This is a genomic window from Rhodococcus sp. IEGM 1351 (assembly GCF_030056875.1).
Classification (GTDB): domain Bacteria; phylum Actinomycetota; class Actinomycetes; order Mycobacteriales; family Mycobacteriaceae; genus Rhodococcus_F; species Rhodococcus_F opacus.
Genome location: NZ_JASHKU010000006.1, coordinates 82,864 through 109,854, shown reverse-complemented (window position 1 = coordinate 109,854; position 26,991 = coordinate 82,864). Strand labels below are relative to the sequence as shown.

At 66.8% G+C, this 26,991-nt stretch carries 26 protein-coding genes; 9 read left to right on the top strand and 17 right to left on the bottom strand.

What is annotated here, in order from left to right; genetic code table 11:
* The first annotated feature begins 554 nt into the window (after nucleotides 1-554).
* A complete protein-coding gene (locus tag QM806_RS41665) occupies nucleotides 555-749 on the top strand; it encodes a three-helix bundle dimerization domain-containing protein (protein ID WP_502943855.1) in 195 nt (64 codons plus the stop codon).
* Between the two features lie 93 nt (nucleotides 750-842).
* Here QM806_RS41665 and QM806_RS12470 read toward each other — a convergent pair whose 3' ends face one another.
* The 12 genes from QM806_RS12470 to rpsF all read right to left on the bottom strand — a co-directional run bounded on the left by QM806_RS12470 (nucleotide 843) and on the right by rpsF (nucleotide 11,717).
* Entirely contained in the window at nucleotides 843-1,544 is a 702-nt protein-coding gene (locus QM806_RS12470; protein WP_005567897.1) for an MspA family porin, read from the bottom strand.
* A 468-nt stretch (nucleotides 1,545-2,012) separates the two neighbouring features.
* Complete coding sequence (locus QM806_RS12465; RefSeq protein WP_043790384.1) at nucleotides 2,013-2,210, bottom strand: three-helix bundle dimerization domain-containing protein; 198 nt, start codon at nucleotides 2,208-2,210, stop codon at nucleotides 2,013-2,015.
* Between the two features lie 668 nt (nucleotides 2,211-2,878).
* On the bottom strand, nucleotides 2,879-4,195 hold the full coding sequence (locus QM806_RS12460) for an HNH endonuclease signature motif containing protein (protein WP_283291560.1): 1,317 nt from the start codon (nucleotides 4,193-4,195) through the stop codon (nucleotides 2,879-2,881).
* A gap of 210 nt (nucleotides 4,196-4,405) precedes the next feature.
* Nucleotides 4,406-4,807, bottom strand: a complete 402-nt coding sequence (locus tag QM806_RS12455; RefSeq protein ID WP_005572830.1) for a zinc-binding dehydrogenase — start codon at nucleotides 4,805-4,807, stop codon at nucleotides 4,406-4,408.
* A gap of 355 nt (nucleotides 4,808-5,162) precedes the next feature.
* Nucleotides 5,163-5,558, bottom strand: a complete 396-nt coding sequence (locus QM806_RS12450; RefSeq protein WP_240483111.1) for a nitroreductase/quinone reductase family protein — start codon at nucleotides 5,556-5,558, stop codon at nucleotides 5,163-5,165.
* Nucleotides 5,559-6,107: 549 nt separating this feature from the next.
* Nucleotides 6,108-6,548 carry a VOC family protein gene (locus tag QM806_RS12445; protein WP_005572832.1) on the bottom strand — a complete coding sequence of 147 codons (441 nt, stop codon included), beginning with the start codon at nucleotides 6,546-6,548 and terminating at the stop codon, nucleotides 6,108-6,110.
* 275 nt (nucleotides 6,549-6,823) lie between these two features.
* Nucleotides 6,824-7,957 carry an IS630 family transposase gene (locus tag QM806_RS12440; RefSeq protein ID WP_349307599.1) on the bottom strand — a complete coding sequence of 378 codons (1,134 nt, stop codon included), beginning with the start codon at nucleotides 7,955-7,957 and terminating at the stop codon, nucleotides 6,824-6,826.
* Nucleotides 7,958-8,122: 165 nt separating this feature from the next.
* Nucleotides 8,123-9,514: a replicative DNA helicase gene (gene dnaB / locus QM806_RS12435; protein WP_029539771.1), complete on the bottom strand. Its 1,392-nt coding sequence runs from the start codon at nucleotides 9,512-9,514 to the stop codon at nucleotides 8,123-8,125.
* A 574-nt stretch (nucleotides 9,515-10,088) separates the two neighbouring features.
* Nucleotides 10,089-10,544, bottom strand: coding sequence for a 50S ribosomal protein L9 (gene rplI, locus QM806_RS12430; RefSeq protein WP_005249695.1), 456 nt, complete (start codon nucleotides 10,542-10,544; stop codon nucleotides 10,089-10,091).
* 17 nt (nucleotides 10,545-10,561) lie between these two features.
* Complete coding sequence (gene rpsR / locus QM806_RS12425; protein ID WP_005249686.1) at nucleotides 10,562-10,804, bottom strand: 30S ribosomal protein S18; 243 nt, start codon at nucleotides 10,802-10,804, stop codon at nucleotides 10,562-10,564.
* Nucleotides 10,805-10,842: 38 nt separating this feature from the next.
* Nucleotides 10,843-11,364, bottom strand: a complete 522-nt coding sequence (locus tag QM806_RS12420; protein WP_005249678.1) for a single-stranded DNA-binding protein — start codon at nucleotides 11,362-11,364, stop codon at nucleotides 10,843-10,845.
* 65 nt (nucleotides 11,365-11,429) lie between these two features.
* Nucleotides 11,430-11,717, bottom strand: a complete 288-nt coding sequence (gene rpsF, locus QM806_RS12415; RefSeq protein WP_005249677.1) for a 30S ribosomal protein S6 — start codon at nucleotides 11,715-11,717, stop codon at nucleotides 11,430-11,432.
* Nucleotides 11,718-11,878: 161 nt separating this feature from the next.
* Here rpsF and QM806_RS12410 point away from each other — a divergent pair, with 161 nt between their 5' ends.
* From QM806_RS12410 to QM806_RS12400, 3 genes are all read left to right on the top strand, one after another.
* Complete coding sequence (locus QM806_RS12410) at nucleotides 11,879-12,100, top strand: hypervirulence associated TUDOR domain-containing protein (protein ID WP_196775219.1); 222 nt, start codon at nucleotides 11,879-11,881, stop codon at nucleotides 12,098-12,100.
* Nucleotides 12,101-12,161: 61 nt separating this feature from the next.
* Nucleotides 12,162-13,523: a glycosyltransferase family protein gene (locus QM806_RS12405; protein WP_054248796.1), complete on the top strand. Its 1,362-nt coding sequence runs from the start codon at nucleotides 12,162-12,164 to the stop codon at nucleotides 13,521-13,523.
* Nucleotides 13,520-14,104, top strand: a complete 585-nt coding sequence (locus QM806_RS12400) for a GNAT family N-acetyltransferase (protein ID WP_283291553.1) — start codon at nucleotides 13,520-13,522, stop codon at nucleotides 14,102-14,104. The genes QM806_RS12405 and QM806_RS12400 overlap by 4 nt, the downstream gene beginning before the upstream one ends.
* Before the next feature lie 14 nt (nucleotides 14,105-14,118).
* Here the strand turns inward: QM806_RS12400 and QM806_RS12395 are convergent, their stop codons facing one another.
* Together QM806_RS12395 and QM806_RS12390 are read right to left on the bottom strand one after the other, a co-directional pair.
* Nucleotides 14,119-15,063 carry an alpha/beta hydrolase gene (locus QM806_RS12395; RefSeq protein ID WP_005572932.1) on the bottom strand — a complete coding sequence of 315 codons (945 nt, stop codon included), beginning with the start codon at nucleotides 15,061-15,063 and terminating at the stop codon, nucleotides 14,119-14,121.
* A 35-nt stretch (nucleotides 15,064-15,098) separates the two neighbouring features.
* Complete coding sequence (locus QM806_RS12390) at nucleotides 15,099-16,745, bottom strand: flavin-containing monooxygenase (RefSeq protein ID WP_065492647.1); 1,647 nt, start codon at nucleotides 16,743-16,745, stop codon at nucleotides 15,099-15,101.
* A gap of 220 nt (nucleotides 16,746-16,965) precedes the next feature.
* On the opposite strand from QM806_RS12390, the gene QM806_RS12385 reads away from it, so the two are divergent.
* Nucleotides 16,966-19,260, top strand: a complete 2,295-nt coding sequence (locus QM806_RS12385) for an ATP-binding protein (protein ID WP_005264433.1) — start codon at nucleotides 16,966-16,968, stop codon at nucleotides 19,258-19,260.
* A gap of 111 nt (nucleotides 19,261-19,371) precedes the next feature.
* Nucleotides 19,372-19,659 carry a CD225/dispanin family protein gene (locus QM806_RS12380; protein ID WP_005264434.1) on the top strand — a complete coding sequence of 96 codons (288 nt, stop codon included), beginning with the start codon at nucleotides 19,372-19,374 and terminating at the stop codon, nucleotides 19,657-19,659.
* Here the strand turns inward: QM806_RS12380 and QM806_RS12375 are convergent.
* The 3 genes from QM806_RS12375 to QM806_RS12365 all read right to left on the bottom strand — a co-directional run bounded on the left by QM806_RS12375 (nucleotide 19,656) and on the right by QM806_RS12365 (nucleotide 24,405).
* Entirely contained in the window at nucleotides 19,656-21,275 is a 1,620-nt protein-coding gene (locus QM806_RS12375) for a glycosyltransferase family 87 protein (RefSeq protein ID WP_133985754.1), read from the bottom strand. The two genes, QM806_RS12380 and QM806_RS12375, sit on opposite strands and share 4 nt — an antisense overlap.
* Before the next feature lie 22 nt (nucleotides 21,276-21,297).
* Nucleotides 21,298-23,574 (bottom strand): transglycosylase domain-containing protein, encoded by a 2,277-nt coding sequence (locus QM806_RS12370; RefSeq protein ID WP_133985755.1) that lies wholly within the window; start codon nucleotides 23,572-23,574, stop codon nucleotides 21,298-21,300.
* A 399-nt stretch (nucleotides 23,575-23,973) separates the two neighbouring features.
* The gene (locus QM806_RS12365; protein ID WP_029539769.1) at nucleotides 23,974-24,405 is read right to left on the bottom strand and encodes a DUF5318 domain-containing protein; all 432 of its coding nucleotides are present in this window, start codon (nucleotides 24,403-24,405) and stop codon (nucleotides 23,974-23,976) included.
* A gap of 88 nt (nucleotides 24,406-24,493) precedes the next feature.
* Here QM806_RS12365 and QM806_RS12360 point away from each other — a divergent pair, with 88 nt between their 5' ends.
* The 3 genes from QM806_RS12360 to QM806_RS12350 are packed head-to-tail and all read left to right on the top strand — an operon-like array spanning nucleotide 24,494 to nucleotide 26,987.
* The gene (locus QM806_RS12360; protein ID WP_167114562.1) at nucleotides 24,494-25,348 is read left to right on the top strand and encodes a DUF1707 SHOCT-like domain-containing protein; all 855 of its coding nucleotides are present in this window, start codon (nucleotides 24,494-24,496) and stop codon (nucleotides 25,346-25,348) included.
* Nucleotides 25,349-25,363: 15 nt separating this feature from the next.
* Nucleotides 25,364-26,188 (top strand): DUF1707 SHOCT-like domain-containing protein, encoded by an 825-nt coding sequence (locus QM806_RS12355; RefSeq protein ID WP_167114565.1) that lies wholly within the window; start codon nucleotides 25,364-25,366, stop codon nucleotides 26,186-26,188.
* Between the two features lie 7 nt (nucleotides 26,189-26,195).
* The gene (locus tag QM806_RS12350) at nucleotides 26,196-26,987 is read left to right on the top strand and encodes a DUF1707 SHOCT-like domain-containing protein (protein WP_169695274.1); all 792 of its coding nucleotides are present in this window, start codon (nucleotides 26,196-26,198) and stop codon (nucleotides 26,985-26,987) included.
* Nucleotides 26,988-26,991 lie beyond the last annotated feature (4 nt).

The following is a 26,991-nucleotide window of genomic DNA, read 5'->3' as shown; positions in this document are numbered from 1 at the left end:
CACCTCAGCAGCCGGGGGTGACGGTGCGGTGAACGCCGCGCCGCGAACTCCCGTCCCGGCCCGCGTCGGGGCGGTGGCATGCAGCGACGATAGGAGGAGTAGGCCCGCGCGATAGGAAATTCCGCACGTCCGCTGTCGCGTGGCCGATGGGACAATCGCCAAGCGCAGTGGAAATGATTGACGATTAGCTACTTTCGCTCAGCGAGCCTTCACCGACTCCGGCAGTTCTGTCGCGAGTCAAGGTGAGGGGTCGAAAGCGGCAGGCGACCCGGCGCCGACATCGTGCGGCCTCCGTCGGCCGGTGCAAGTTGACCATTCTCGACGATCCGCTCCGGTGATGCCCTTCGTCACAGATTCGCGCACACCAGTTCTTGCATCCCCCGTGATGCGCGCTTCTGACGGGAGCGGCAGGCCCTGGCTTGCGGTGCGTTTGCCCATGTCAGCGACCCGACCCGCGGTGTGAACAGCGTCTCGGCCAGAGCGGGACCCGCCGAGGACGAGGCGAACCGGTGACTTCGGTGCGGCTTGACCCCATCGCCGAATTCGGCGGAACGATGAAGAGCGGCTCCATCTCACCAGGGTCATCGACGGCCTCCAGTCTCGGTACCCGGACGTCTCCCGGGACACCATCGACGATGGTTGTACGCTCTGCGCACAGCCGCTTCGCGGACCGGAAGGTACACGACTTCGTGCTCCTGCTCATCGAGCGGGCCGCCCGCGAAAGGATCGAGGAACTAGTGGCGTCGTAGGCGTTGTCGCGCCAGGCGAACAACCGCGCCGGGTCGCCATCCACGATCGGGATGGCGACCCGTTGCGTTCCACGGAACCTGTTCCAGCACCGGTCAGTTGAGCTTCTGCGGCACACCGTAGGTCATGACGGTGTCACCGTTGGCTGTGACGGCCTTCGCATACGGTCGGATGGTGACCGGTCCGATCGCTCCGGAGATGGAACCGTGAACGCCCTGCATCCGGACCAGCGCCTCGGGTCCGTCGAACTCCTGACCCTCGAGCAGCGGGACCTCGGTGATACCTCCCGGCTCCAGGTCGATGTCCAGCTCCTGCGACGGGATGATGTCACCCGCCAGCTCCGCGTTGGTCCCCGCACTCAGATCCAGCGTGAAGTCAGGGACGAGCCCCAGGTCGATTCCGGTGTCCGACCCGATCGCGAACCCGAGGCCGGGCGAATTGAGGACGATGGTCGCACCGGCCAGCGCAACCGGGTAACCGATCTGGTATCCGACGGTGAGCTGTGTGGCCTCGAACTCCGCGGCGTCGGGACCGCTGATGTTCACCGCGGCGTATCCGTTGTGGAAGAACTCGACACTGGTCGGTACGCCGTCGAGCGGCGGGACGACCTGATACTGCGTGTCGCCCTGCAGGACCTCGATGCGGTTGCCGTCCGCGTCGATGACGGAACTGGAGTTGTCGACACCGGCCGAGGCGGTGCCGTTACCCATCACCATGGCAAGTACGGCGATACCTGCGACCGCCGCCAGGCGGGTGAAGGATTTGTATCCGGGCCGAGCTGTGCTGATGTTCGTCATGCCGATCCCCATTCAGTACGTACTGCAACCGATACGAAAAAGCATGCAGAGCGTAACCATTCGAGCCCCTCGGCGTCTTCGTGTTGTTCAGAAGTTCACGAGCGTTTCGCGTAATCCACCACCGCTGACCTGGTATTCCGTGGCACGATGGGCCGGACGAGGGCGGTCGACGGCGGCCAGCGCGGAGCGGGTCGGTCGTAGCGGCACCGGGAGTTCGACCACCGAGGCGCCCGAGAACGTTCACCCAGACTTCCCGGTCGCTTTCTCTCCCACACTTCTGGGCGACGCTTACGCTGAGGGAGTGTCGCGGCAACCGACGTCGACCCATCAGGATGCGACACCTCGACCCCGCCTCGCTGACGTCGGTGCCGAACCGACACCAGCGGCTCGGCGGGGTCCCGTATGTCGAGACGTTGCGGCCGACCAGTGCCTCCGCGTCGGGAGTGAGCCCAACACCGAACCCGTGCGCTAGGTGTCGTCAGTGAGGGACCTGAGAGCAGCGCGTTCGACGAGCAACGGAACGAAGTCACGTACTGGTCGTCCGTCGAACTGGTGGTGTGCGGTGTCGATCGCCTGGTTGATCACTCCGGAATCGATGGTCGGAAATCGTGCCGCCAGGCGTTGTCGCACCACGCTGATGTGCTGTTCCTCGGTGGTGGAGTTCATCTTCGAATTGTCGTCCCAACGGTGGCGTGAATGCACTGTTTCGCCGGGTACACCCGCCAGCGGGAATGTGGACACCGGCTCGCCCGCCCATTCGAGGTGCGCCGCGACGGTCAGCGCGTTGCCGTCCTGCCAGAGCGGTGCGTTTCGGCGTGTGCGAGCGCGTTGGGTGCAGGTGCCGCCCAACCAGCAGCTCAGGCGACACCTGCACTCCACCCCTCGCGTGTGCCGACTCGTGTGCCCGAGACGTCCGCGTCGTCATGTGACCACCATGACGAAGCAGACGTTACCAGAAAACGGGCCAATCGGTTTGTTTCATTTCTTAGGGGCGGACATGTCGTCAGCGGTGAGCATCCGCCTGCCCTGCTGCGCACAAGTCACCTCGGCGGTAATCGACGCAGTGGGGTCCGCGCGATTGGACGCGACAGCTATGGCGGCCGCATCCTGGCCGAAGAATTACCACCTACCCGCGTGTCGGGGGCGGACACAACCGCAGGGAAGCGCACTCGGTCCGCTGGGCTGTACCTGCGGACCGATCGCGCCGGTGCCGGTTGCCGCAGCCGACCGATCCAGTACTCCCACAGATGGCCGGCGGACCCCGCCACGACGGCATGCCGGCTTGGCGACAGGATTTGTCCTGTCACCGAGTCGGCGTGCGCTGTGTCGCGTGGTCAGGACGCTCGGGGCCGGGCCCGGTTGTGCGCCGGTATCGGGTTTCGTTCCCAGTCGACCTGCCCCGGTGGGATGAACGTGGGGTGCCGGTCGGCTCCCATCTCTATCTCCCAGTCACTGTGGTGCAGCAGCCGGTGGTGGAATCCGCAGAGCAGCACCAGGTTACCCATGTCGGACGGCCCGCCTGCGGACCAGTGAATTATGTGGTGACCTTCGCACCAGGACGGCGGCGCACCACACCCGGGGAACGCGCATCCTCGATCCCGCGCCACCAACGCTTTTCGCTGCCTCTTCGTGACTGTCCGGGTGGAGATGCCGAGGTCGAGTGGCGCTCCGTTGTCGTCGAGAACGATCGGCGTGTAGATCGAATCGCAGCTGAGGAGCCGGGCTGCCCTGAGACTCAGTGGCCCCATCCACTCGGTCCACGCCACCCCATCGACGGTGAAGAGCGAGGCGTCGGACGAAGCGGCATCCTGCTGTGCTCGTGCACTGCAGTCGGTGTGGTCGGCGAGATCTTTGGCGTTGACGTGGACGGAGACGTGCGGTCGTTCGCCGCCTTCTTCGCCCGCGATCCCGGAGTCGAGATAGCGGCGCAGGAGTTCGGTGAATCCGTCGGCCCGCCGCTGCCCGGGAGTGCGGGGGTCCTTGGTTCCGTCCTGCGCGGGCCGTGGCTTGGACAGTCCGGAGAGCGCCGACAGCAGCATCTCACCGGTCACGGCATCCAGGTCGCCTCTGACGGCGACACGGCCGTTGAGCGTCTTGGACGCGTGGAACTCGTTGAGGTCGGTGTCTTCACTGGGCGGCGGATCGTCGGACTCGAAGGCGCGTTCCAGCCTGGCGATCACGGCGCGCACCGCATCCGTGTTCGCGGTGGGACCGGTTGCGGCGAACAGCAACGCATTTCGGCAGTCATCCAACGCTTCGAGCGGCATGCCCTTGGGTGGCCGTTCGCAGAACTTCATGATCAGCGCCGCGTGCTCCGCCGAAATATTGGTGCCGAAATACTCGTCCGCGATCTCCGGCTGGAGACGCAACCCTCTGCCCAACAGCACGATTCGCCCCGCCGCCCCCACCTCGAGCAACGTCTTGGAAGCCAGCCACATCTTGGCGTTCGGAAACCCCAGCACATCAACCTTACAGCGGTGGTCGACGGCCCCGACGAGCTTGACGCGCAAGGCTTCGAGCCGCTGAATCTCCTCCGAGATACGAACGACCGATTCGAGCAACTCCGCCTCGGCCAGACGCCACGCATCACCGACCGCGGTCGCCAGAATCTCGTCCGACAACGCCCCCTGGATATCTCCCCCGAGCCCCATCCTTGAATTCTAGTTCGAACACACTTTCGAGTCAATGGTTCGAGCCGACGACAGGATCGTCCAACAGGTGGCTTCCGCACCGTAAGCCGCCGTCGGGCGCAGCCGACAGAATCCGGTGCTCACCGACGTCCGGAAGCCGAACTTCAACCGGGCGAGATAGGCGCCCAGCGCATTTCGGGAAGCAGTCGCACCCGTCCCGAAGCACGCTGGTCAGGAAGCAACCGTGGTCGCGTCGAGGACCAGCTTCCCTCGGACGTGTCCTGCCCGGCCCTCTTCGTGGGCAGCTCGAGCCTCGGCGAGGGGATACACCGAACTGACCGTGGGCCGCACTCTGCCGTCAGCGACGAGCCGGGAGATCTTGGTCAGCGTGTCAGCGTTCGGTTCGACGCTGAAGTATCGCGTCCGTTTACCGCGTCGCTCGGCTTCGGCCTTGACCTCGTCCGGGACGTCCGCTGGCAGGGCGACGAGAACCCCGTCTCGCTTCAACACGTCGAGGGACCGCTGTTGGACTGTGCCGCCGACCGTGTCGATCACGGCATGCACCGGCGCCACCGACGTCTCGAACCGCTGCTCGCGGTAGTCGACGAACTCGTCAGCGCCGAGCGAGTTCACGTACTCCCGGTTGGAACCGGACGCGGTTGCGGCAACAGCGGTGTAGACGCCTGACCGGCGATGATCGACAGATCGCCACCGCTGAAAGACTCGCCGACGAAGGTGCCCACCTCTGGGCCGTAGACCGCGACGCCCGGCTACTGGCCGACCTCGTGTAGTCGGCATCCCCGAAGTGACGCGACCAGGGTGTACTTCGATCCCCTGTCGCGCAGCGGGTTCGGACGGTGACAGAACCTCTTGCGGGACCACCTGGAGGCTCGACGTCCGTCCGATTCGTCCCGGGTCCTGGTTCGTGCCCCGTACTTCACGAGGTATCGGCGGCAGCGTGCGGGTGCCCCTTCCACCGATACCTCGCCTACTCCGCGAGTTCGATTACGAGTGGGATGCCGGTGTCGAACCAGTAGCGGTGCAGATCCTTGATCTTGGTCCGGGAAGGGCGGCCGCGCAGATGAAGACGGCACTCGCCGTAGTCGATGAGGTGCACTGTCTCGCAGATTGCCTCTCGTGCCTGTTGCAGCTCGGTCGGGTCACTGATCTCTCGCGCGACACCGGCACAGGTTCGGCGCCGCAGTCGCAGGCGAATGTTCGGGTTGCCTCGCATGTTCCACACCCAGAACGAGACGGCCAGGGGTCTCTCGATTGCCAATGCGGGAGGGCGGAGCATTACGACGTACACCTTGTCGTGGCGCCGGATCGCACGAACGTAGTTCCGGCGCTGCTGGCCGGTCTTTCGTCCGGTCGTCGTGAGCACCCGTGCCCAGGGGGTGTGAAGATAGCGAAGACCCGGAGCGTGATTGCGCTGAGGATGCGACCACCCCTGGCCGATTGCAGCAGCCGTCTGTGCTTCGGTGCCGCGCTGATTGCCGCGGCCCGGATCGCTTCGGCACGAACAGTAACCGCTTCGTCACCTGATGTGGAGCCGTTGCTCGGGGCTTCGGTCATCTCCAGCCTCTTCAAGTGTTCCGCTGTTGTCTGATCAGCGTCGCAGATCGTCGTTGCCCCTCGCAGCCGATGCCCGCACGGGTGGGGCGACTCGCTGTCTGTGAACAGGCCTGGACGTCCGTTGCGGATCGGTTGATCGGCCCTCTCAGTCGTCAGGGCGTAATGGGCGTAAGTGCTCCTCAGGCGAAACCCCCGGCGGAATCCGGTGAGCCTTGTGGTCAGGATCGTCGTCGAGGTGTCCAGCAACCACCGGGCGTCTCGGGCGACATCTGCGCACGGGACGGCTACAGACGGGCATTCTGTAACGTTGTCGAGCTACCGCCGCGTCCATGGCGACGGATTGGGTAACGCTCGCGCGTCAGCCGATCTGCTCGAACAGGGACACGATGATCCCTTCGGGCCCACGCACGTAGGCCATTCGCACGCTGTTCTCGTACTCGCCGATGCCGCCGATGAGCCCGTACCCATCCGCAGCCACCGCGTCGACGGCCGCCTGGAGGTCGCCGACCTCGAAGGACACGTTGCGCAGCCCAAGCTCGTTGGCCATCGCCGTGGGCGATCCGGGCACGTGGTCGGGCGTGACGAAGGCCGCGAGCTCCAACCGGGATCCTCCGTCGGGTGGCCGCAGCATCACGATCTCACAGTGCGCGCCGGGGATGCCGCAGACGGTCTCCACGAACTCGCCCTCCACGGATCCGGTGCCCTCGACCTCGAGACCTAGTCCGACGAAGAACGCCGTTACCGAGTCGAGGTCCGCGACGGTAATGCCGATGTGGTCGAAACGTTGTACGTGTGCCATGGATCCATCCTCCAATTGTCGCCTTGCCGATTCGATGCTGGGACGGAGCCGGGGCTGGGATCTCGACATGTTCTTGCGGCAAAGCTGCGGTCAACCCAGAGTTCCGCACGATCGTGCGGCGCGACATGGTGCTGTCACCCGCCAGCAGCCGTGCGCGTGGCGCTGGCCGTGCCGCCGGGGCACAAGGGTGAGTCCCCGATGGTGGATCCCCGAGCGGCGAGAAACTGGCGCGCCGCCGCGAGGACCTTCGGGCCGACGGCGTCGCTAGTGCCGTATCAGGCAACGTTTGCCTTGTTGACGATCTCCTGTAACCGTTCGTCGGCGGCATGCTTGTTCCGCCAGATGATGTAGCGGCGGATCATGCTGGCCTGCTCGCGATGAGAGGCACGGTCGGTGCCGTCGAGCGCGAAGTAGCGCAGCGCGGTGAACTGCGCCTCGATCCGGTTCAACCACGAACTATTCGTCGGCGTGTATGCGATCTCGACGTTGTTCGCCTCCGCCCAGTTGGCGACCCGGCGGCATCTCTTCGTAGTCAGGTGCGGCGAGAAGTTGTCACACACGATCGCCAGGCGCACGCCGGCCGGGTAGAGGCTGCGCAGGTAGCGGCAGAAGGTGAGGAACTGGGTGCAGGTTTTGGTGTCTTTGACGTGCCCGTAGAGCCTGTCGGTGGCCAGATCGTAGGCGGCGAACAGGTGCCGTACTCCGTGTAGGCGGTTGTATGTGGCCCGTCGGCGGCGTCGCGGCTCACGCTCGGCGTCCTTGTGCCTGCCGCCGCGTTCGGCCCACTGCCGCCCCGGATGCGGTTGCAGGTTCAAGGGGCCGAATTCGTCGAGGCAGAACACCACCCCCGGCTCACCGGGCTCGGGCACGACCTCTCGGTCGGCGATCGCGTACAGGTGCTCGACCCGGGCCTTCTTCACCGCGTAGTCCGGGTCCCGGGACGCCTTCCATGTCTTCACTTTTTGAAACGAGACGCCCTCCTCTCGGAGCAGAACCCGAAGGCCCTCATGGCTGATGTCGTCGACCACCCCCTCGGCGACCAGGAAGTCCGCCAGCTTGGACAGGCTCCAGGTCGAGAACGGCAGGTCGTGCTCGGTCGGGGTGGACTTGGCGATCTTCTTGATCTCCCGGCGTTCGGGCAGAGTGAACGTCTTCGGCCGCCCGCCTTTGTATTTCGGATACAGCGAGTCGAAACCGTCCGTGTTGAAGTTGTGGATCACGTCACGGACCCGGTCGGCGCTGGTGAAGGTGACCTCGGCGATCTTGGCCACCGGCATCCGCTGCGCGGACAGCAAGATCATCTGCGCTCGCCGCCAGGTCACCACCGACCCGCTCCCGCGACGCACGATCCGTAACAATCGTCTTCCTTCGTCGTCATCGATCTCCCGCACGCGCACTCGTTCTGCCACCACCACAGCGTGGCCCACCCACCAGCCCCAGTTCCGCAACCAAGCGGCGTGTCGCTACAAGAGGGCAAACCTTCACGGGTGTGGCACTAGTTCCGTTTATCGGAATACGACGCAAGAGAACATCTAGCTCCGGAATCTACGGCAGCAGCAGCAGGGGGGGAGGGCCTAACCCCGCGCCATGTCGACGAACTTCGACAAGTGAAGCTGGTGCGCCACAGTGATTGTCGCTGTGGGTCCGTTACGGTGCTTGCCGAGGATCAGGTCGGCCTCGCCGCCGCGAGGGTCGTCGCGTTCGGTGGCGTCGGGACGGTAGAGAAGGATGACCATGTCGGCGTCCTGCTCGAGCGATCCCGACTCACGAAGGTCGGCGACCTGGGGGCGCTTGTCCTGTCGCTGCTCGGGACCACGGTTCAGCTGGCAGATCGCGACCACGGGAACCTCGAGTTCCTTCGCCAAAAGCTTGAGGCTACGGGAGAACTCGGAGACTTCCTGCTGACGTGACTCGACCTTCTTACCCGAGCTCATCAGCTGCAGGTAGTCGATCACGATGAGCTTGATGTCGTGTTTCTGCTTGAGCCGCCGGGCTTTTGCGCGGATCTCCATCATCGTGAGGTTGGGGGAGTCGTCGATGAACAGCGGCGCCTCACTGATCTCGCTCATACGACGGGCGAGCTTCGTCCAGTCGTCGTCGGTCATCTTGCCGGAGCGCATGTCGCCGAGCTTGATCTTCGCCTCCGCCGACAGCAGACGCATGACGATCTCGGTTTTGCTCATCTCGAGCGAGAACATGACGCTGGCCATGCCGTGCTTCACGGAGCAGGAGCGCAAAAAATCCATTCCCAGTGTCGACTTACCCACACCAGGTCGGGCCGCGACGATGATCATCTGGCCGGGGTGGAGGCCGTTGGTGATCTCGTCGAGTTCGACGAAGCCGGTGGGCACACCGAGGGAGATGCCGCCGCGGCTGGCGATGGAGTCGATCTCGTCCATCGTGGGCTGCAGGAGCTCTTCGAGGGGGACGAAGTCTTCGGTGGTGCGGCGTTCGGTGACCTCGAAGATCTCGGCCTGCGCGCGATCGACGACCTCGGCGACGTCCTGACCGTCGGCGCCGGTGTAGCCGTACTGGACGATGCGGGTGCCGGCGTCGACGAGGCGACGCAGGATGGCTTTCTCCGCCACGATCTCGGCGTAGTAGCCGGCGTTGGCGGCGGTGGGCACCGTCTGGGTGAGCGTCACCAGATAGGGCGCTCCACCGATGCGGCGGAGCTCGCCACGACGGTCCAGTTCCGCGGACACCGTGACCGGGTCGGCGGGCTCACCGCGGCTGTAGAGGTCCAGGATCACGTCGTACACCGACTGATGCGCGGGACGGTAGAAGTCGCCGGGACGGAGCACCTCGAGCACGTCCGCGATGGCGTCCTTGCTGAGGAGCATGCCGCCGAGCACCGACTGCTCCGCCGCCATGTCCTGAGGTGGCTGCCGGCCGAACTCTTCGCCGGGCTCCGCGTCAGGCGGACCCGGGTATTCGGAACGGCCCCGATCGTCTACTACAGCCACTCGACCGACCTTCCCCATCACTGTTGCGCCACCCCGGAAAATGCTTCCCGGTGTTGGTGCCCCGAACTCTTTGTACTCGCCCCTACCGACAACCTTCGCAGGCTCTTCGCGGCAGCCGGCGTCGTGATCGCGAGACACGCCGGGACGACGTTAGGGATTAGCTACCCGCTGTTCAAACCAGCCTGTGTACACAGTTGGGGACAAATTGTGGAAACTGCTGGGTACGTTTGTTAACCCCATGGGGATAACCTGAGGATAAGTGCGTTTCACAATCCCAAAGACCCAGATCAGAGCCGTTTTTTAGATTCTCACCACTGTGGATGAAAACCCGTTCGGCGTGTCTTTCGCGTTGACGACTCGGGCGTGTTGAGTTGGTCGCCCCTGCGTGGCAATATGATTCACCTCACAGATCGTCGGCGGGGCGGCTAACTTCCAGACACAGCTGGAAGCCGCTCCTCTGCGTGCTTCACACCGGTGAAAACGGGGCCCGAGAGAGCGGCTGTAAGCCGGAATCGACAAGCACAGACCCCCCACACGCCGAGGCGTCCGGGGGGCCTGTGAGTAAACGAGTCGACTAGGCGCCGACGACGTTCAGGTGGAACTTCGCAACCACGTCGGGGTGCAGGTTCACGACGATGGCGTGCTTGCCGGTCGCCTTGATGTGAGCCTTCGGCAGCTCCAGGCTGCGCTTGTCGACGACGGGTCCACCGGCGGCCTTGATGGCACCGGCGACGTCGGCGGCGGTAACCGAACCGAAGAGCTTGCCCGAGTCACCGGCGGTCTTGACCGACAGCGAGACGTTCTCGAGGCCTTCGATGGCGTCCTTGAGCTCCTTGGCGTGGTCGAGTCCGCGCACGGCGCGGGCTTCCTGCGCACGACGGATGCCTTCGACCTGCTTCTCGGCGCCACGGGTGGCGACGATGGCCAGGCCGCGGGGCAGCAGGTAGTTGCGGCCGTAGCCGTCCTTGACCTCGACGGTGTCGCCAGGCGCACCGAGGTTGTCCACGTCAGCGGTGAGGATGAGCTTCATGTCTTTCCTCCCTTTCCTTAGCGAGCCACGGTGGCGTAAGGCAGCAACGCCACCTCACGTGAGTTCTTGACGGCAATGGCAACGTCGCGCTGGTGCTGGACGCAGTTGCCGGTGACACGGCGCGCGCGGATCTTGCCGCGGTCGCTGACGTACTTACGCAGAAGCGTCGTGTCCTTGTAGTTGATCTGCGTGTTCTTCTCTTTGCAGAAGATGCAGATCTTCTTCTTCATTACCTTGTCGCGCAAGGGCGGCTTCGGCATTAGTTTGCTCTTTTCTGGATGTTCCGATCAGGTACGGATCAGAACGGGGGTTCGTCGCTCCCGCCACCAGAGCCTCCGAAGGAGCCGGACGCCTGCGGCGCACTGCCCCACGGATCATCTCCGCCGGTGTTGGATTGCGGACGTCCGCCGCCCGATCCGCCGGAGGAACCGAAGCCACCGCCGCTGCCGCCACCACGGTTGGCCTTGTTGACCTTGGCCGTGGCGTACCTCAGCGAGGGGCCGATCTCGTCGACCTCGAGCTCGACGACAGTGCGCTTTTCACCTTCACGAGTTTCGTACGAACGCTGCTTGAGCCGGCCGCTCACGATCACTCGCGAGCCACGGGTCAAGCTCTCCGCGACGTTCTCGGCTGCCTCGCGCCAGATGTTGCAACGCAGAAACAGCGCTTCGCCGTCTTTCCATTCATTGGTCTGACGGTCGAAGGTGCGGGGCGTGGACGCGACAGTGAAGTTCGCGACCGCGGCACCCGCGGGGGTGAATCGGAGCTCCGGATCAGCCGTCAAGTTTCCGATGACGGTGATGACGGTGTCGCCTGCCATATGGTTCCTCCTGCAGAATGTGGAGTTCGGTTGGGCACGAGCCTAGGGCTGGTGACCGACAGAAATCACTTGTTGTGGCGCAGAACCTTCGTACGCAGCACCGACTCGTTCAGACCGAGCTGACGGTCGAGCTCTGCGACGGTGGCGGGAGTAGCGCTGATGTCGATCACCGCGTAGATGCCTTCGCTGTGCTTCAGGATCTCGTAGGCGAGACGACGCTTACCCCAGACATCGACCTTGTCGATCTTGCCGCCGTCCTGGCGAACAACATTGAGGAACGTATCCAGCGAAGGAGCAACAGTGCGCTCGTCCAGGCTGGGGTCAAGGATGACCATCAATTCGTAATGACGCATAAGACCTCATCACCTCCTATGGACTAGTGAAAACGGCCACGGACTGTCCGTGGCAGGAGGGTCGTTGCGTCAGCAACCTTTGCAGGTTACACGACGAGCCCCTGACCAGCGAAATCAGCCCGACCGGTGTGACGCCGGGAACCGCGGGGTACGCCGACACGATGGCAGAAGAGAAGAAATTCCGACAGGGCGACGAGGTGGAGTGGAAGACCCACGGCACCACCACGTCGGGGACGGTCGAGGAGAAGATCACCGAGGACACCGAGGCGGCAGGCCGCACGGTGCGGGCGTCCGCTGACGACCCGCAGTACCGCGTCGTCAGCGACAAGAGCGGGCGGGACGCCGTCCACAAACCCGACGCCCTGCGCCGGCCGAGCGACTGACGTCCGCGCCCGCGCCGTTTCCGCTTCGCACGCGGAGGCCCGCGCACCCTAATGTGGATTCATGCATATCGGAGCTCGGCAGCGGTCGCCGATCACGGCGCTCGTCGTCGGGTTGGCGGGTCTCTCCATGCTCGCCGGCTACCTGCAGAAGGCGCGGTGCGCCGGGGCGCCGTTCGACGGCGTCGGGCGAAGCCTGATCTTCGACCGCATCAAGGACACACAGGTCTGCTATTCCGACATCCAGTTCCTGTGGCTCGGACGCGACGTCAACCTGCACGTCTTTCCGTACGTCACCGGGGGAATCAACGCCGACGGCATCCTCACCGGCGGCACCGTGGAGTACCCGGTGCTGAGCGGTGTGCTGATGTGGCTCGGCGGCATCGGTTCACACACCGACGCCGACTTCCTGCTGCACTCGGCGCTGATCCTCGCTCCGTTCGGCCTGCTCACGGCGTGGATGCTGGGACGGCTGGCCGGCTGGTGGGCGCTGCTGTGGTCGGCCACTCCGCCGCTGGTGCTGTACGCGTTCCACAACTGGGAACTGCCGGTGGTCGCGACGTCGGTGGCCGCGATCTTCGTCATGACACTCGAACGGGTCCCGCTCCGCGCCCGGGCCGTCCTCGCGGCGGTGCTCCTCGCCGTCGGGTTCTGCCTGAAGGTGTATCCGGGTGCGTTCGTGCTGCCGCTGATCGCCTACGTCCTCACCCGGGACGGCATCGCCGGGCGGCGCTACGACGTGCGCGGCGCGGTGATGGTCGCGGTGGCCGCGATCACCACCGTCGTGGCGGTGAACCTGCCGTTCGCCCTCATCTCCTACAGCGGATGGCGGGCGTCGTTCACGTTCCAGGAGAACCGACAGGCCGACCTCACGACCAACTCCATCTGGTACTGGGGCCTGCGGCCGCTGTTCGGTCCGGTCGCCGATGACGTCCCGCTCCCCGCGTACGACCAGACGGTGAGCCTGCTGTCGCCACTCCTCGTCTGCGCCGCGTTCGCGATCGCCCTGCGGCTCGGCTGGCTGCGGTTCCAACGCGACGGCGTCTACCCGTGGATCGCGGTCAGCGCCGCCATGCTCTGCGGATTCCTGCTGCTGCACAAGGTGCATTCGCCGCAGTACACGTTGTGGCTCATCCCGTTCTTCGTCCTGCTGCGCGTCCCGTGGGGGCTCGTCGCGGCATATCTGGTGGCCGACCTGTCGATGGGGATCGGCGTCTTCAAATACTTCGGCGCCCTCGCCGCCCAGACCGACGCGTCGACGTTCGAGGTTCTGGTGAAGTTCGGGGTGTGGGGCCGCGCGGGACTGCTGGTGGTGCTGTTCTTCGTGTTCCTGCGCGCCGCCCAACGGCATCCGCCCGTCCGCGGGCGCACCGGTCCCGAATCCGGCAGGCGGCCGGTGCTGAAATCTCCCGAGCCGGTACGATGAGCGAATCCTGGTTCGCGCACCCCACGCTGACCGGACGGCACGTACGACTCGAACCACTGGGCGAGGACCACGTCGACGGCCTGCTGGACGCCGTCGACAACCCCCGCATCTTCCACTGGACGTCCGCAGCGATCGCCGACCGCGACGACGCGGTGGCGTTCGTCCGCACCGCCGACGAGGATCCGACCCGCCTCGCGTACGCGCAGATCGACATCACCACCGAGAGGATCGTCGGCTCGACGTCGCTGTATCTGATCGACCCGAAGAACCGCAGCCTCGCGATCGGGCACACCTGGTTGTCCCGTTCCGCGCAGGGCACGCTCATCAATCCGGAGGCGAAACTGCTGTTGCTGCGGCGGGCGTTCGAAGACCTCGGCGCGGTCCGCGTCGAATGGCACACCGACGAACGCAACGCCCACTCCCGCGGCGCCATCGCGAAGCTGGGGGCCGAGTTCGAAGGAATCCTGCGCAAGCATCGGCGTCGCCGCGACGGGACCTGGCGCAACACCGCACTGTTCTCGATGATCGACGAGGAGTGGCCACGTGTCTGCCCCCGACTCGAGGCACGAGTCGAGGGCTGACACGGCCGGTCACGTCACGCGACGGGCGCGGTGGCCGTCACCCTCTTCACGAACTCGACGACCGCCGAGCGCATCTCGGCACTGCGCGGAACCGCCCCGGACATCCAGAACGCGCCGTGAATCAGCCCGTCGAAGCGGATCGCCTCGGTGTCGACCCCGGCCTGTCGCAACGACTCGGCGTACGCCTCCGCCTCGTCGCGGGCCACCTCGTTCTCGGTGGTGAGCACGAGGGCCGGCGGCAACCCCTCGAGGCCGGCGGCGCGACTCGGTACCGCATACGGATGTTCCGCGTCCTCGGGCGAGGAGAGGTAGTTGCTCCAGAACCAGTCGAGGTCCCCGTCGCCGATCACGTAGCCCTCGGCGAACTCCTGCCGGGACGGGAGGTCGGCGTTCGGATCGATCACCGGGTAGATCAGCACCTGTCCCCGCAGGCGCGGCCCGTCCTCGTCCCGGGCCCGCAGCGCGGTGACGGCGGCCAGGTTGCCGCCGGCGCTGTCGCCCATGACGACGACGTTGCCGGCGTCACCGCCGTAGCTTCCGACGTGGTCGGCCACCCACTGCAGGGCAGCGGACGCGTCGTCGGCGGCGGCCGGGAACCGGTGTTCCGGTGCGCGGCGGTACGTCGCGGCGACGACGATCGCGCCGGCGCCGTTCGCGACCGCGCGGGCCGGTTCGTCGATGACATCGAGGTCACCGGCGACGAACCCACCGCCGTGGAAGTACAGGACTACTGGGTGCGGAGCCTCGCCCTCCGGCACGTAGACCCGCAGCGCGATCTGCGCTCCGCCGCTCTCGTAGTGTGCGTCCGCCACCCGGGCGACGGGTTCGGGCGGCGCCTGCAGTCCGGCGAACGTCGCCACGACCGCCCGCACCTCCTCCACGGTGCTGTGCTCGAAAGCCTTCAGCCCCTGCGCTTGTAATCCGGCGATCAGGTCTGCTGCGTGTGCGTCGAGTGCCATGTCGGTCTCCTTCGTCGGGGTTCGGGGTTCGGGGTTCAGGACACGGTGGAGGCCACGCGGGCCTCCGCCCGGGTGAGCGCGAAACCGGAGTAACCGCCGGCCACCACCTCTGCGCACGTCGCCCGATAGGTGGGGGCTCCGCCGAGGTAGACCATGCAGGCACGAGGCTTGCCGGGAATGTTCGCGCCCATGTACCAGGAGTTCGTCTCCGGCAGCAGGGTTTGGTTGGCGATGTCGTTCGTCAAAGCACCCCAATCGCTTTCGGCCTGCACGGTGGGCTCGATGACGTCGAGGTCGCGGCGGTCCAGGTAGTCGATCGCGTCGGTCGCGAAGTCGACGTGGTCCTCGATGGCGAGGGGCATGTTGTAGAGCACCGACGGCGACTGCGGTCCGGTGATGAGGAACAGGTTCGGGAACTCGTTGACCATGATGCCGAGGTAGGTCTTGGGACCGTGCTCCCACTTCTGCGCCAGCGGTAGCCCACCGCGACCGCGGATGTCCATGGCCATCAACGGTCCGGTCATCGCGTCGAACCCGGTTGCGAGCACGATGGTGTCGACCTCGTAGACGCGGTCACCGACCCGGACCCCGGTTTCGGTGATCTCGTCGATCGGGGTGGACTTGACGTCGACGACGCTCACCGAGTCGCGGTTGAACGCCTCGTAGTAGTTGGTCTCGAGCGGGGGACGCTTGGTGCCGTACGCATAGCCCGTCGGCGCCAGCGTCGCGGCCTTCTCCGGATCCTGCACCCGCTCGCGGATCCGATCCCGGATGTAGTCGGCGATCGTGTCGTTGGCCTTCTTGTCGAACAGGATGTCCTGGTAGGAGTCGATGAACAACCGGAACCCGCCGGCGTTCCAGCGCGCGTCGAAGGTGCGGCGGCGCTCCTCGGCGTCGACGGCGAGCGCGGACGGCTGCACCTGGTCGAACGGGACCCCGAGGAAGTGGTTGCGGGCGGCATCGCGCACCGCACCGTAGTTCGCCTTGACGCCGGCCATCTCGTCCGGGTCGATCGGACCGTTGCCGAGGGGGGTCGCGAAGTTGGGGGTGCGCTGAAAGACCACCAGTTCGGCCGCGTCCTCGGCAATGAACGGGATGGCCTGGATGCCGCTGGCCCCGGTCCCGATCACGGCCACCCGCTTGCCGGTGAAGTCGGCGCCCTCACGCGGCCAGTTGCCGGTGAGCAGCACCTCCCCGCGGAAGTTGTCGATGCCGCCGAACTCCGGCGTCTTCGGCACGGACAGGTTGCCCGCCCCCGAGATGAAGTACCGGCTACGCACGACGGCGCCGTCGTCGGTGCGGACCGTCCACACCGAGTTCTCGTCGTCCCAATGCACGCCGACCACGCGGGTGTCGAACGTGATGTCCTTACGCAGGTCGAAGCGGTCGGCGACGTGTTCGAGGTAGCGGAGGATCTCCGGCTGTCCGGCGAACTTCTCACTCCACTGCCATTCCTGCTGCAGATCCTCGTCGAACGAGTACGAGTAGTGAACGCTCTCGATGTCGCAGCGGGCACCGGGGTACCGGTTCCAGAACCAGGTGCCGCCCACGTCCGAGCCGGCCTCGAACACCCGCGTCGACAGCTTCATCGTGTCGCGCAACTTGCGCAGCGCGTAGAGGCCGGCGAATCCGGCACCCACGACGACGACATCGACGTCGGCGGAAGAAAGGGTCTTTGACATGGTGTTGAGCTCCTCGAGGCGATGGGTTCCGGCTGGAGTCGAGCGGGCAACCGGGGTATGCCAACGACAATGACCCACGTCACATCACCCCCACACCGGGTAAATCACCCCCTCGGTTACCTGTGTTGTCCGTCACATCCAGTGGGGGTAGGTTCGTGCCACCTGGCCAACCGGACACGGGAGAGATCCACTGACTCACTCGAGAGAACTCACGAGGTCGATGACCAGCTTCGTCGGCCGGCGCCGCGAGATCGAGGAAGCCCGCGCACGACTGCAACAGTCCCGGCTCGTGTCGCTGCTCGGTGCCGGCGGCGTGGGCAAGACACGGCTGGCCGAGGAACTCGCGGTCCGCTCCGCGCGCGCCTTCCGCGACTCCGTCCGGTGGATCGACCTCGCGCCCGTCCGCGATCCCGCCGCGCTGCCCTCCGCGGCCGCGGCCGCCCTCGGCGTCACCGACCAGTCGAGCCGTGCGGTGATGGACAAGGTGATCGACCAGCTGCAGTCCCGGCACCTGCTGATCGTCCTCGACAACTGCGAGCACCTACTGTCCGCGGCAAGCGAATTCGTCGGTGCCGTCCTCGCCTCGGCGCCGGAGGTCCGGATCCTCACCACGAGTCGCGAACCGCTCGGGATCGCCGGCGAATTCACGTACGTCCTTCCACCGCTGAACACTCCGGGTGACATCGAGGACTGCCGCGCCGCGGACATCGCCCCGTTCGAATCGGTGTCGTTGCTCGTGGAACGCGCGCAGGGCGTCGTCGCCGACTTCCGCCTCACCGACGCGAACGCCCCCGCCGTCGCGCAGCTGTGCAATCAGCTCGACGGGATCCCGCTCGCGATCGAACTCGCCGCGGCCCGGCTGCGGTCGCTGTCCGCGTCGCAGCTCGTCGAACGCCTCGACCAGCGTTTCGCGCTCCTCACCGGTGGCGACCGGGCGGCGATGCCCCGGCAGCAGACGCTGCGCGCCCTCATCGACTGGAGTTACGAACTGTGCTCGGACACCGAGCGGCTGCTGTGGTCCCGGCTCGCCGTGTTCCCCGGAAGCTTCGATCTCGAAGCCGCGGAGGCGATCAGTGGGTTCGGCGCGCTGACGGACACGCCGGTCATCGACGTTCTCGATCGGCTGGTCGGAAAATGTCTTGTCACCGTGGACCGTTCGACCGAGCGACTCCGCTACTCGCAGCTGATGACGGTACGGGAGTACGGGCACGAGCTCCTCGAGCTGAGCGGGGAGCACGACGAGCTGTACCGGCGACATCTCGAGCACTATTCGGAGCGCGCCCGCCGGTCGTCGCTCGACTGGTGCGGGCCAGGACAATCCGAGATCCTCGCGGGACTGCGGATCGACCACCCCAATCTCGTGGCTGCCCTTGACTGGGCCCTGCACGACGACTCACAGCGGGCGGCGGCCGCGGAACTGGCCGTCGCCCTGCGGTACCACTGGATCGCAGGCGGCAACCTGTCCGACGGGCGGATTCGGCTCGAACGGATACTGCTACGGCTCACCGAACCCACCCGGGAGCGGGGCGACGTGCTGTGGGTGACCGCGTGGACCGCACTCATCCAGGGCGACCGCGACGCCGCGCGCGAACACCTCGACGAATGCACGGCGATCGCGACCGCGCTCGGTGACGAACGACTGCGCGCGCACGCCGACCACTGGGCGGGGATCCACGCCGTGTTCTCCGGCCACCCCGACGACGCCATCCGGCTGTTCCGTGACGCCATCGCCGTCCACCGCGCCGTCGGCGACACTGCCTCGGTGCTGACCGCGTCGTTCGAGATGGGCATGGCGCAGACCTACGACGGCCGGCTCGACGATGCCCTCGAGACGTGCCGTGACGTGATCGCGGTGGCGGATGCGCACGGTGAGAAGTGGAACAAGGCCTACGCCCTGTGGGTTTCGAGCGTCGCGTATTTCCACCTTGGCCGGAGCGACGACGCCGTCGATGCCGCCCAGCAAGCGCTGCGGATCCAACGCGACTTCAAGGACAAGATCTGCACGGCCCTGTCGATCGAGGTGCTGTCGTGGGTGGCCACGTCGAGCGGCGACGCGAACGCGGCGGCGAGGCTGTGCGGAGCCGCGAAAGGTGTGTGGCATCGGCTCGGCACGTCCGTCGCGGCGTTCGGCCCGCACATCACCGACGATTCGCTGTCGTCGGAGCGCGACGCTGCCCGCATCGTGGGACCCGACGAGTTCGCCCAACTCGCAACGCCTGCGGTCCGGCTCACGATCGAGGAGGCCGTCGATCTCGCGCTGGGAACCCCCACCGAGCACAGGGCGCCACCCCGCGCCGAGGCGTCGCCGCTCACCAAACGGGAACAGGAGATCGCCGGCCTGCTCGCCCAGGGCCTCAGCAATCGGCAGATAGCCGAGTCGTTGGTGATCTCGCGGCGCACCGTCGACGGACACGTCGAGCACATCTTCGACAAGCTGGCCGTCAGCTCCCGCACCCAGGTGGCGGCGTGGGTCGCGGCCCGGGCACATCCACCCGTAGTGGAGACCGGCCGATAGCCGGGACGTAACCGCCGACAGCGCGAAAGGCCCTGCACAGTCGGGAATCTCGACGGTCTATACTCCACCTCGTCGCCCACGGTCGTGGGCTCCACCACGGGGAGGCAACGCATGACGTCGCAGCAGCAGGACACCTCGGCGGACCTCGGCGGACCGCTGGCACCGCCGCCCGCCAGCAGTCTGCCGCTCGCCATTCTTGCGATCATCGCGTTCGTGCCGTTCGGCGTCGTCGCACTGCTGCGCTCGCTCACGGTCCACCGACTGTGGGAGCGGGGCGAGTACGACCTCTCGGTGCGCGCCGCCGCCGACGCCCGTCAGTGGTCGATCCGCGCGCTCGCCCTCGGTCTGTCGATCGCGGTGTTCGCGGTCGGGGCGGCTCTGGTGCTGTCGACGCCCTAACCGGTTGCCGGCGAAACGCTGTGAGCGGGAGCCGCTTCTACCGGCTGCCGCGGCCGTAGCCAGGCGGGCAGCCACCGTGGCTGTGCATCGGTCGCCTGGTCGAGCACGCCGCCCGCCGGATCGTCGATGAAGCCGTACCGCACGAGGTCCTCGTCGGGCCGGTAGATCTGGCGGATGACGAGCGCGCAGATGACCACGACCGCGACGTCGCGGACCACCACCGCGGCGGTGAACCACTGCTCGGGGAGTCCCTTGTTGGACACGCCGAGGTAGTAGAGCATCCGTGGCACCCACACCAGCGCGTCGATCGTCATCCAGGCCAGCAGGATCCGCCGGTGTGGGAACGCGAGCACGGCCAGCGGCACCAGCCAGAGCGAATATTGCGGGCTCCACACCTTGTTGGTGAGGAGGAAACCCGCGACCAGCAGGAAGCACAGTTGGATCAGTCGCGGCCGTCTCGGTGCCGTCAGCGCGATGTACCCGATCCCGACGCACACGACGGCGAACAGCAGGAACGACACGGCGTTGAGCACGGTGGGCGCCTGACCGGCCGACAGGATGCCGTCGAATCCGGTCCAGCCGGTGAACGACGAGATCACGTTGTAGACGGAGTCCGGGTCGGCGCCGCGTTCGGAGTTGAGCCGGAAGAATTCGGCCCAGCCGTGTGGGAACAGCAGGGCGATGGGCAGATTGACCGCCAGCCACGCGCCGATACCGGTCAGTGCCGTCACCGACCACTCGCGGACCTTGCCCGTGCGCAGGCACAGCACCAGCAGAGGTCCAAGGAGCAGCAGCGGATACAGCTTGGCGGCACCACCGAGCCCGAGCAGGATCCCGGCGAGCACCGGACGTTTCCGCGACCACGCCAGCAGCCCACCCGCCGCGAAAGCCGTTGCGAGGGGATCGAAATTCGTGAACGCGTGCACGATCACCAGCGGGGAACCGGCGATCAGCGCGGCGTCCCAGATGCGGCGTCCGGCCAGCAGCGCACTCGCCCAGACGGTGACCAGCCACGCCAGCGCCAGACCGAGCGCGACGACGTTGAAATAGATCGCGACCTGCAGCGCACCGGGCAGCCAGTGCACCGCATCCCACGACTTCGCGATCGTCATCGCACCGTACTGGTAGAGCCCGGAGATCACCGGGTACTCCATGTAGCGGCGCTGAATCTGGCCGTTGCCGGCGTCTTCCTCCCACCACTTCTTGTAGGGGAAGGCGCCCTCGTTCAACCGTTCCGCCCCGTACAGGGGCACCGTGTCCGAATAGCACATGGCGACGTACTGCCTGCTGCCACTCCAGTCGAGCCCGAGCGCGCCGTTCTCACCGACCGGCGCCTGCTGGATGCACGGCGCCTTCGCGAACCAGCCGAGCGCGAGAAACACGATCGCCAGCAACAGAATGGCGCGCATCGGCGTGAAGAACCGGCTGCGCCCGACGACCGCATGCCGTCCGACCGGACCGCCGATCACCCCGGAGAGGTCGGCGGTCAGCGGGTCGGTGCGCCCGGGAAGGTCCCGCCAATCCGCGGAACGCCGATCCTCAGCCAGCGGCGCGGGCGAGACGAATCCCGTCTCGCCCGCGTCGCGGACGGCGTGCGCGTCAGGGTTGTCGGCCACTCCGCGAGGTTACCGGTCGCCGTTAACGGGCCGGAACCTGCTGCTGGCCGTTGCCGTTACCGGCGTTCGGCGGCGTGGTCGTCTCCGGTTCCGCCGGAACGGCCGGGGCCGCCGTGGTCGGCCTCGGTGCCAGACCCGGAATCGGAATAGTGATCCCGGGCAGGATCTCCACCGGCGACGGTGTCACGACCACCGGCGGCACGAGCTCCGTCGGCAGCTGGAACGTGCTCGCCGGCGGCGCCGACGTCTTGGTCGGTGCCGGCGCCGAATAGGCCGGGATACCCGACTGGCCACCGATCGCACCCGGCTTCGGGAACTTCTCGACGTCGGTGCCCTCGAGGGCGCCGTCCATCGTGTCCTTCCAGATGTCGGAAGGCAGACCGGAACCGTAGATCATGGCGCCGCTGCTGTTCTCCAGCGCCTGACCGTCGGTGGTGCCCACCCAGACCGCCGTGGACAGCGACGGGGTGTACCCGACCATCCAGGCGTCCTTGTTCTTTCCGGTGTCACCGAGCTGCGCAGTACCCGTCTTAGCCGCCGACGGGCGTCCGCCCGCCAGGTTGTGGCCGCGCGAGTACCCGGCGATGGGCTCCATCGCCGACGTCACGTTGTCGGCGACGTCCTTGTCGATGCGGTCCTCACCGGTGTCGCCGCCGCGGTCGAGCAGGACCGTTCCGTCCGCGCTCACGACCTTCTGCACGAAGTGCGGGGCGTGGTACGTACCCGAGGCGGCCAGCGTGGCATACGACGACGCCATGTCGAGAACCCGCGACTGGTACTGGCCGAGCACGATGCCGTTGTTCGGACCGCTGCCGTCCGGCTCGGTCAGCGACGGCCCGACGCCGGGGATCTCCTTCGGGATGCCCGCCTTGTGGGCCATGTCGGCGATCGCCTGCGGTCCACCGTCGAGTTCGAGTTCCTGACGGTAGAAGCTGGTGTTCAGCGACCGCTTCAGCGCCTCGGCGATGGTGCAGGTGCCGCAGCCCTCGCCCTCGACGTTGCTGATGGTGATGCCGTTGACCGTCAGCTCCGAGCTGTCGTACATCTGCGACAGCGGGATGCCCTGATCCAGGGCCGCGGCCAGACCGAACACCTTGAACGACGAACCGGTCTGCAGTCCGGCGTTCGCGAAGTCGTAACCGCCGCCGTCCTCGCCGCCGTAGTACGCGCGCACCGCGCCGGTCTTCGGGTCTACCGACACGACACCGGTACGCAGGTTGTCCGGTTCACCCTCCATGTTGGAGCGCGCCGAATCCACCGCCGCCGCCTGGGCGACCGGGTCGATCGTCGTGGTGATCTCGAGGCCCTCGGTGTTGAGCAGCTGTTCGCTGATCCCCGCCTCACCCAGCTCACGCAGAACCTGGTTCTTGATCAGGCCCTCCGGTCCGGAATCCTGGTTGCCGTTGTCGACCTGCGCGATCGGCACATACGGCGGGTACTGCATCACGGACCGGGCGGACTGCTCGAGCGTTCCCGCCGACACCATGCCGTCGAGCACGTAGTTCCAGCGCGCCTGCGCACCCTCCGGGTTGGTCTCCGGATCGAGTAGCGACGGCAGCTGGATCGACGACGCCAGCACCGCGCTCTCCTCGACCGTCAACTGGTCGACGGGCTTGTTGAAATACGCCTTCGACGCGGCCGCGATGCCGTATGCACCACGCCCGAAGTAGATGGTGTTCAGGTAGGCGGCGAGGATGTCGTCCTTGGACCACTCGCGGGCCATCTTCGACGAGATGACGAGTTCCTTCATCTTTCGCGTCAGCGAACGCTCGGAACCGACCATCGTCTTCTTCACGTACTGCTGCGTGATGGTCGAGCCACCGCCGGCACTGTCCTTACCCAGGACGTTGTCGCGGGCGGCACGCGCGAAACCACCGATCGAGAAGCCGGGGTTCGAGTAGAAGTCCCGGTCCTCGGCAGCGAGCACCGCGTCACGGGTGTGCTTCGGGATCTGGTCGAGCGTCACCTCGGTGCGGTTGCCCTCCGGCGGCACGACCTTGCTGAGCACCGACGTTCCGTCGGATGCGTAGATCGTGGCCACCTGGTTGGTCTTGAGGTCGCCGGGCCGCGGGACGTCCTGGACGACGTACGCCGCCATGAACAGCAGGATCGGGATGATCAGACCCATCGCGACGCACGCGTACGCCGTCCGGCGAACGATCTTCCACCGCGACTTCTTCACAGCCGTCTTCTTTCCACCCTTGGGCGGTTCGCCACCGCGGCCGCCGCCGGTCTTGCGACCGTTCGACGGCGGAGGTCCCGGCGGGCGCCCACCGGGGCCCGACTGGTTACGCGCCACCGTGGGAGCGCCTGCGGGGCGTCCGGGCGGCGGGCCCGGACGACGCGGCGGGGGACCCGGCGGACGGCCACCACCCTGTGGCGGCGGACCGGGACGACGAGGCGGCGGGCCGGGGGGACGGCCACCACCCTGCGGGGGCGGAGGCGGCATCCGTCGCGGCGGCGAGCCGCCCGATCGGCCCGGCGGGGGCCCACCCGCAGGCTGTCCGCCGCGGGGTGGTGGACCTCCGGGGCGTCCCTGTGGCGGGGGGCCACTCGGTCGTCTCGGTCCGTTCGGTCGATCACCCGGGGCGTTGCTGCGGGGGGAACTCACGTACAAATCTCCAGTGGTTGTGGACCGGCTTCAGTCCTGCGTTACGTCTGTGGGCACTCTTCTGCCCGCGTCCGTGTTCGGGCGTGTCTACTCGCTCGCGGTTCGACGGCTCGGAGGCCGCGGCCGTGGCGACGAACGCCTGGGCCGTTTCGGTTCGGGCACGGTACCGAGAACATAGGACTGGACCAAATGGTTCCAGCTGCATGTCCGGCACACCTCGACCACGTGAACCGAGAACTCCTCCTGAGTGGACGCGAGACGCACCAGCTCCTCGGCCGTACGAGCCGAACCCGACACCGGGCCCAACTTGTCACCGAAGACCCAGGAGACCAGAGTCAACTGCTCCTTACGGCAGATCGGGCACACCACATCACTGCCCTTGCCGTGGAACTTTGCGGCACGAAGCAGGTAGGGGCTGGCGTCACAGACCTCCGTGACACCCGTCCTGCCCGAGTAGACCTCGGCCAGGAGTGACCGGCGCTGAAGCGCATAGTCCACCACCTGCCGCTGTATCCGCACGGAGACCAGAGTACGTGCGTCGCGTCCGGAGAGAAGGGGTCGGTCGAGTGACGCTGGTCAAACACGGTTGCCGCACTACGATGCCGGTGTGGCCTCAGGACCGTCCTCGCAGACTCGCGCACGTGACCTCGATCGGGTCAACGCATGCAGCCAGCTCGACGCCGCCTACGCCGATGGACAGCTCGGCGCCGGCGAGTACCACGACCGCACCGCCCAGGCCATGTCGGCGAAGACTCTCGCCGAGCTGAACCTGCTGATCAGCGACCTGCAGCTGCCGTCGTCGATCACCGCCCAGGCACCTGTCCGGACATCGGGTGCACCCCGCCGGGCGCTGCGGATCGCGGTCGCGTGCGGGGCGGTGATCGCGGTCGGCGCGATCGGTCTCGCGCTCACCGAACAGGACGGCCCGGATCCCGTCACCGCACCCGTCCCGGCGCAGGTCGAGAAACCGCTGGCCCAGCCGGAGGTCGAGGTGCCCGCGGTGGAACCGATCATCGTGGGACAGGCGCAGCCCCTCACCCAGGACGGGATCCACGCCCTCTTCGAGCAGTACCGGCAGAGGTTCGGCGATCTCACCGTCCACGAACTGGGGTTGTACGACGAATACGCGATCTTGTCGCGGACGGCCCCGGACGCGCCCGACAAGGTCGACCGGTACGACTTCCGCGGCGGGTTCAAGCCGTCGGGCATCCGCACGCAGCGCCTCCCCGGAACCGGTGAGGTCGACCTCGCGCAGGTAAATGTGCCGGCACTCGTCGCGCTGATCGCCGACGCACCCCGGCTGGTCGGAGTCCCCGACGGCACCATCGGGCACGTTCTCCTCGCCGACGGCGGCAAGGGGCCGACGATCAATGTGTACGTCTACGACAGGGACCAGACCGGCGGAGGCTATCTGCGGGCGACGCTCGGCGGAGACGTATGGCAGGTGAACCCCGCGAACTAGCTCTAAGATCCACCCGTGGCCAGCCGATACCCACCGAACACGCGGGCACGCGACGTCGATCGAACCAACACGTCCGCACTGCTCGACGCCGCATTCGGCGACGGCCAGATCAACGAGTCGGAACACCGCGCGATGTCCGACCTCGCCGCGGAAGCTCGCACCCTCGCCGACCTCGAGGTCCTGGTCAGCGACCTGCAGCGACCCTCAGACGCACCACCGGACGCACGTCCCCCACGCGACACCGCCAAGCACTGGTTCCCGGCCGCCGTCGCCGTCGCCGCGATCGTGGCGGCCGTCGGCGCCTTCACGCTCGTCGACAGCGACGACGCACAGGCCACCGTGACACCCGTCGCGCAGCAGGTCGATCTCGATTCCGTCGAACCGCTGGTCGTCGCGACGCCGAATCCCGTCACACCCGAGGGCATGAAGGTGTTCCTCGACCGGTACCGCGCCAAGTTCGGCGATCTGATCGTCGACGACCTCACGCTCTACGAGGGCGGCCACGCCAGCCTCGAACGCGCGCTTCCCCTCGAACCGAACCGGATGGTGAGCTACGACTACCGCGGCGGGTTCACGCCGTCGCGAACCCCGACCACCCGGAAGGTCGACACCCCCGTGTTCGACCTGTCGACGCTGAACCTCGACCGGATCGGCGGAACGGTCGTAGGCGCCCCGGTGAGCCTCAACGTCCCCGACGGAGAAGTCAGCCACATCTCGTTCGAAGCCGACGAGGACGGCCCCACCGTGTCGATCTACGTGACCAACGAGTTCAGCGAGAGCGGACACATGGAACTCGACCCGTCCGGTGCACCACTGAGCGTCTACCCCTTCGGCCGATAGGACGCAGATGCCCAGGACCACGCTCGCGGGAATCCGCGCCCGCGACTCCGACCGCGCCGACGCCTGCGGGATGCTCGACGCCGCACTCGCCGACGGGCAACTGTCCGCGGAGGAACACGCCTCCCGCACCTCCACGGCGATGCGGGCGAAAACGTTCGACGAACTCGACCGCCTCATCGGGGACCTCCAGATCCCCAGCCGGCTCGCGGCCAGCCCCGTCGTGTCGCCGCGACGCCGCCGGTCGTCGCGACGGTGGGTGTACGCCGCGGTCCTCGTCGCCGCCGCAGCTGCCGCGGGCGGCATCGCCGGAGCCGTCGCGAACAGCGACCTCGGCCCGTCGAAATCGATGCCGAACCTCACCACCGGCGCCGGGCTGCACTTCTTCCTCGACGAGTACCGCGCCGCATACGGCGACACCGTCGCCGACGAACTCGGCCTCTACCCGGCCCACGCCGTCTTCGACCGGCCGTCCTCCGGCAACGCCCGGCAATCCGACTCCTACCTCTACGACGGCGAATTCGACGACTGGGGCAGCTCCTCCACCCGATCCGACGACGAGAAGTCCTTCGACCTCGGCACCGTCGACCAGGTCGCGATCGCAGGACTGCTCGCCGGGGCACCCGGAACCCTGCGCGTCCCCGACGGGGCGGTGGAGATCGTCTCCTTCCGGTACGAACCCGGGTCCGACGACGGACCGCCGACCATCTCCATCCACGTGAAGAACGCCGCCGGCCACACCGGACACATGGTCGTCGGATTCGACGGCGAACCGTTCGACATCTACCCCTACGAGGACTGAGCGT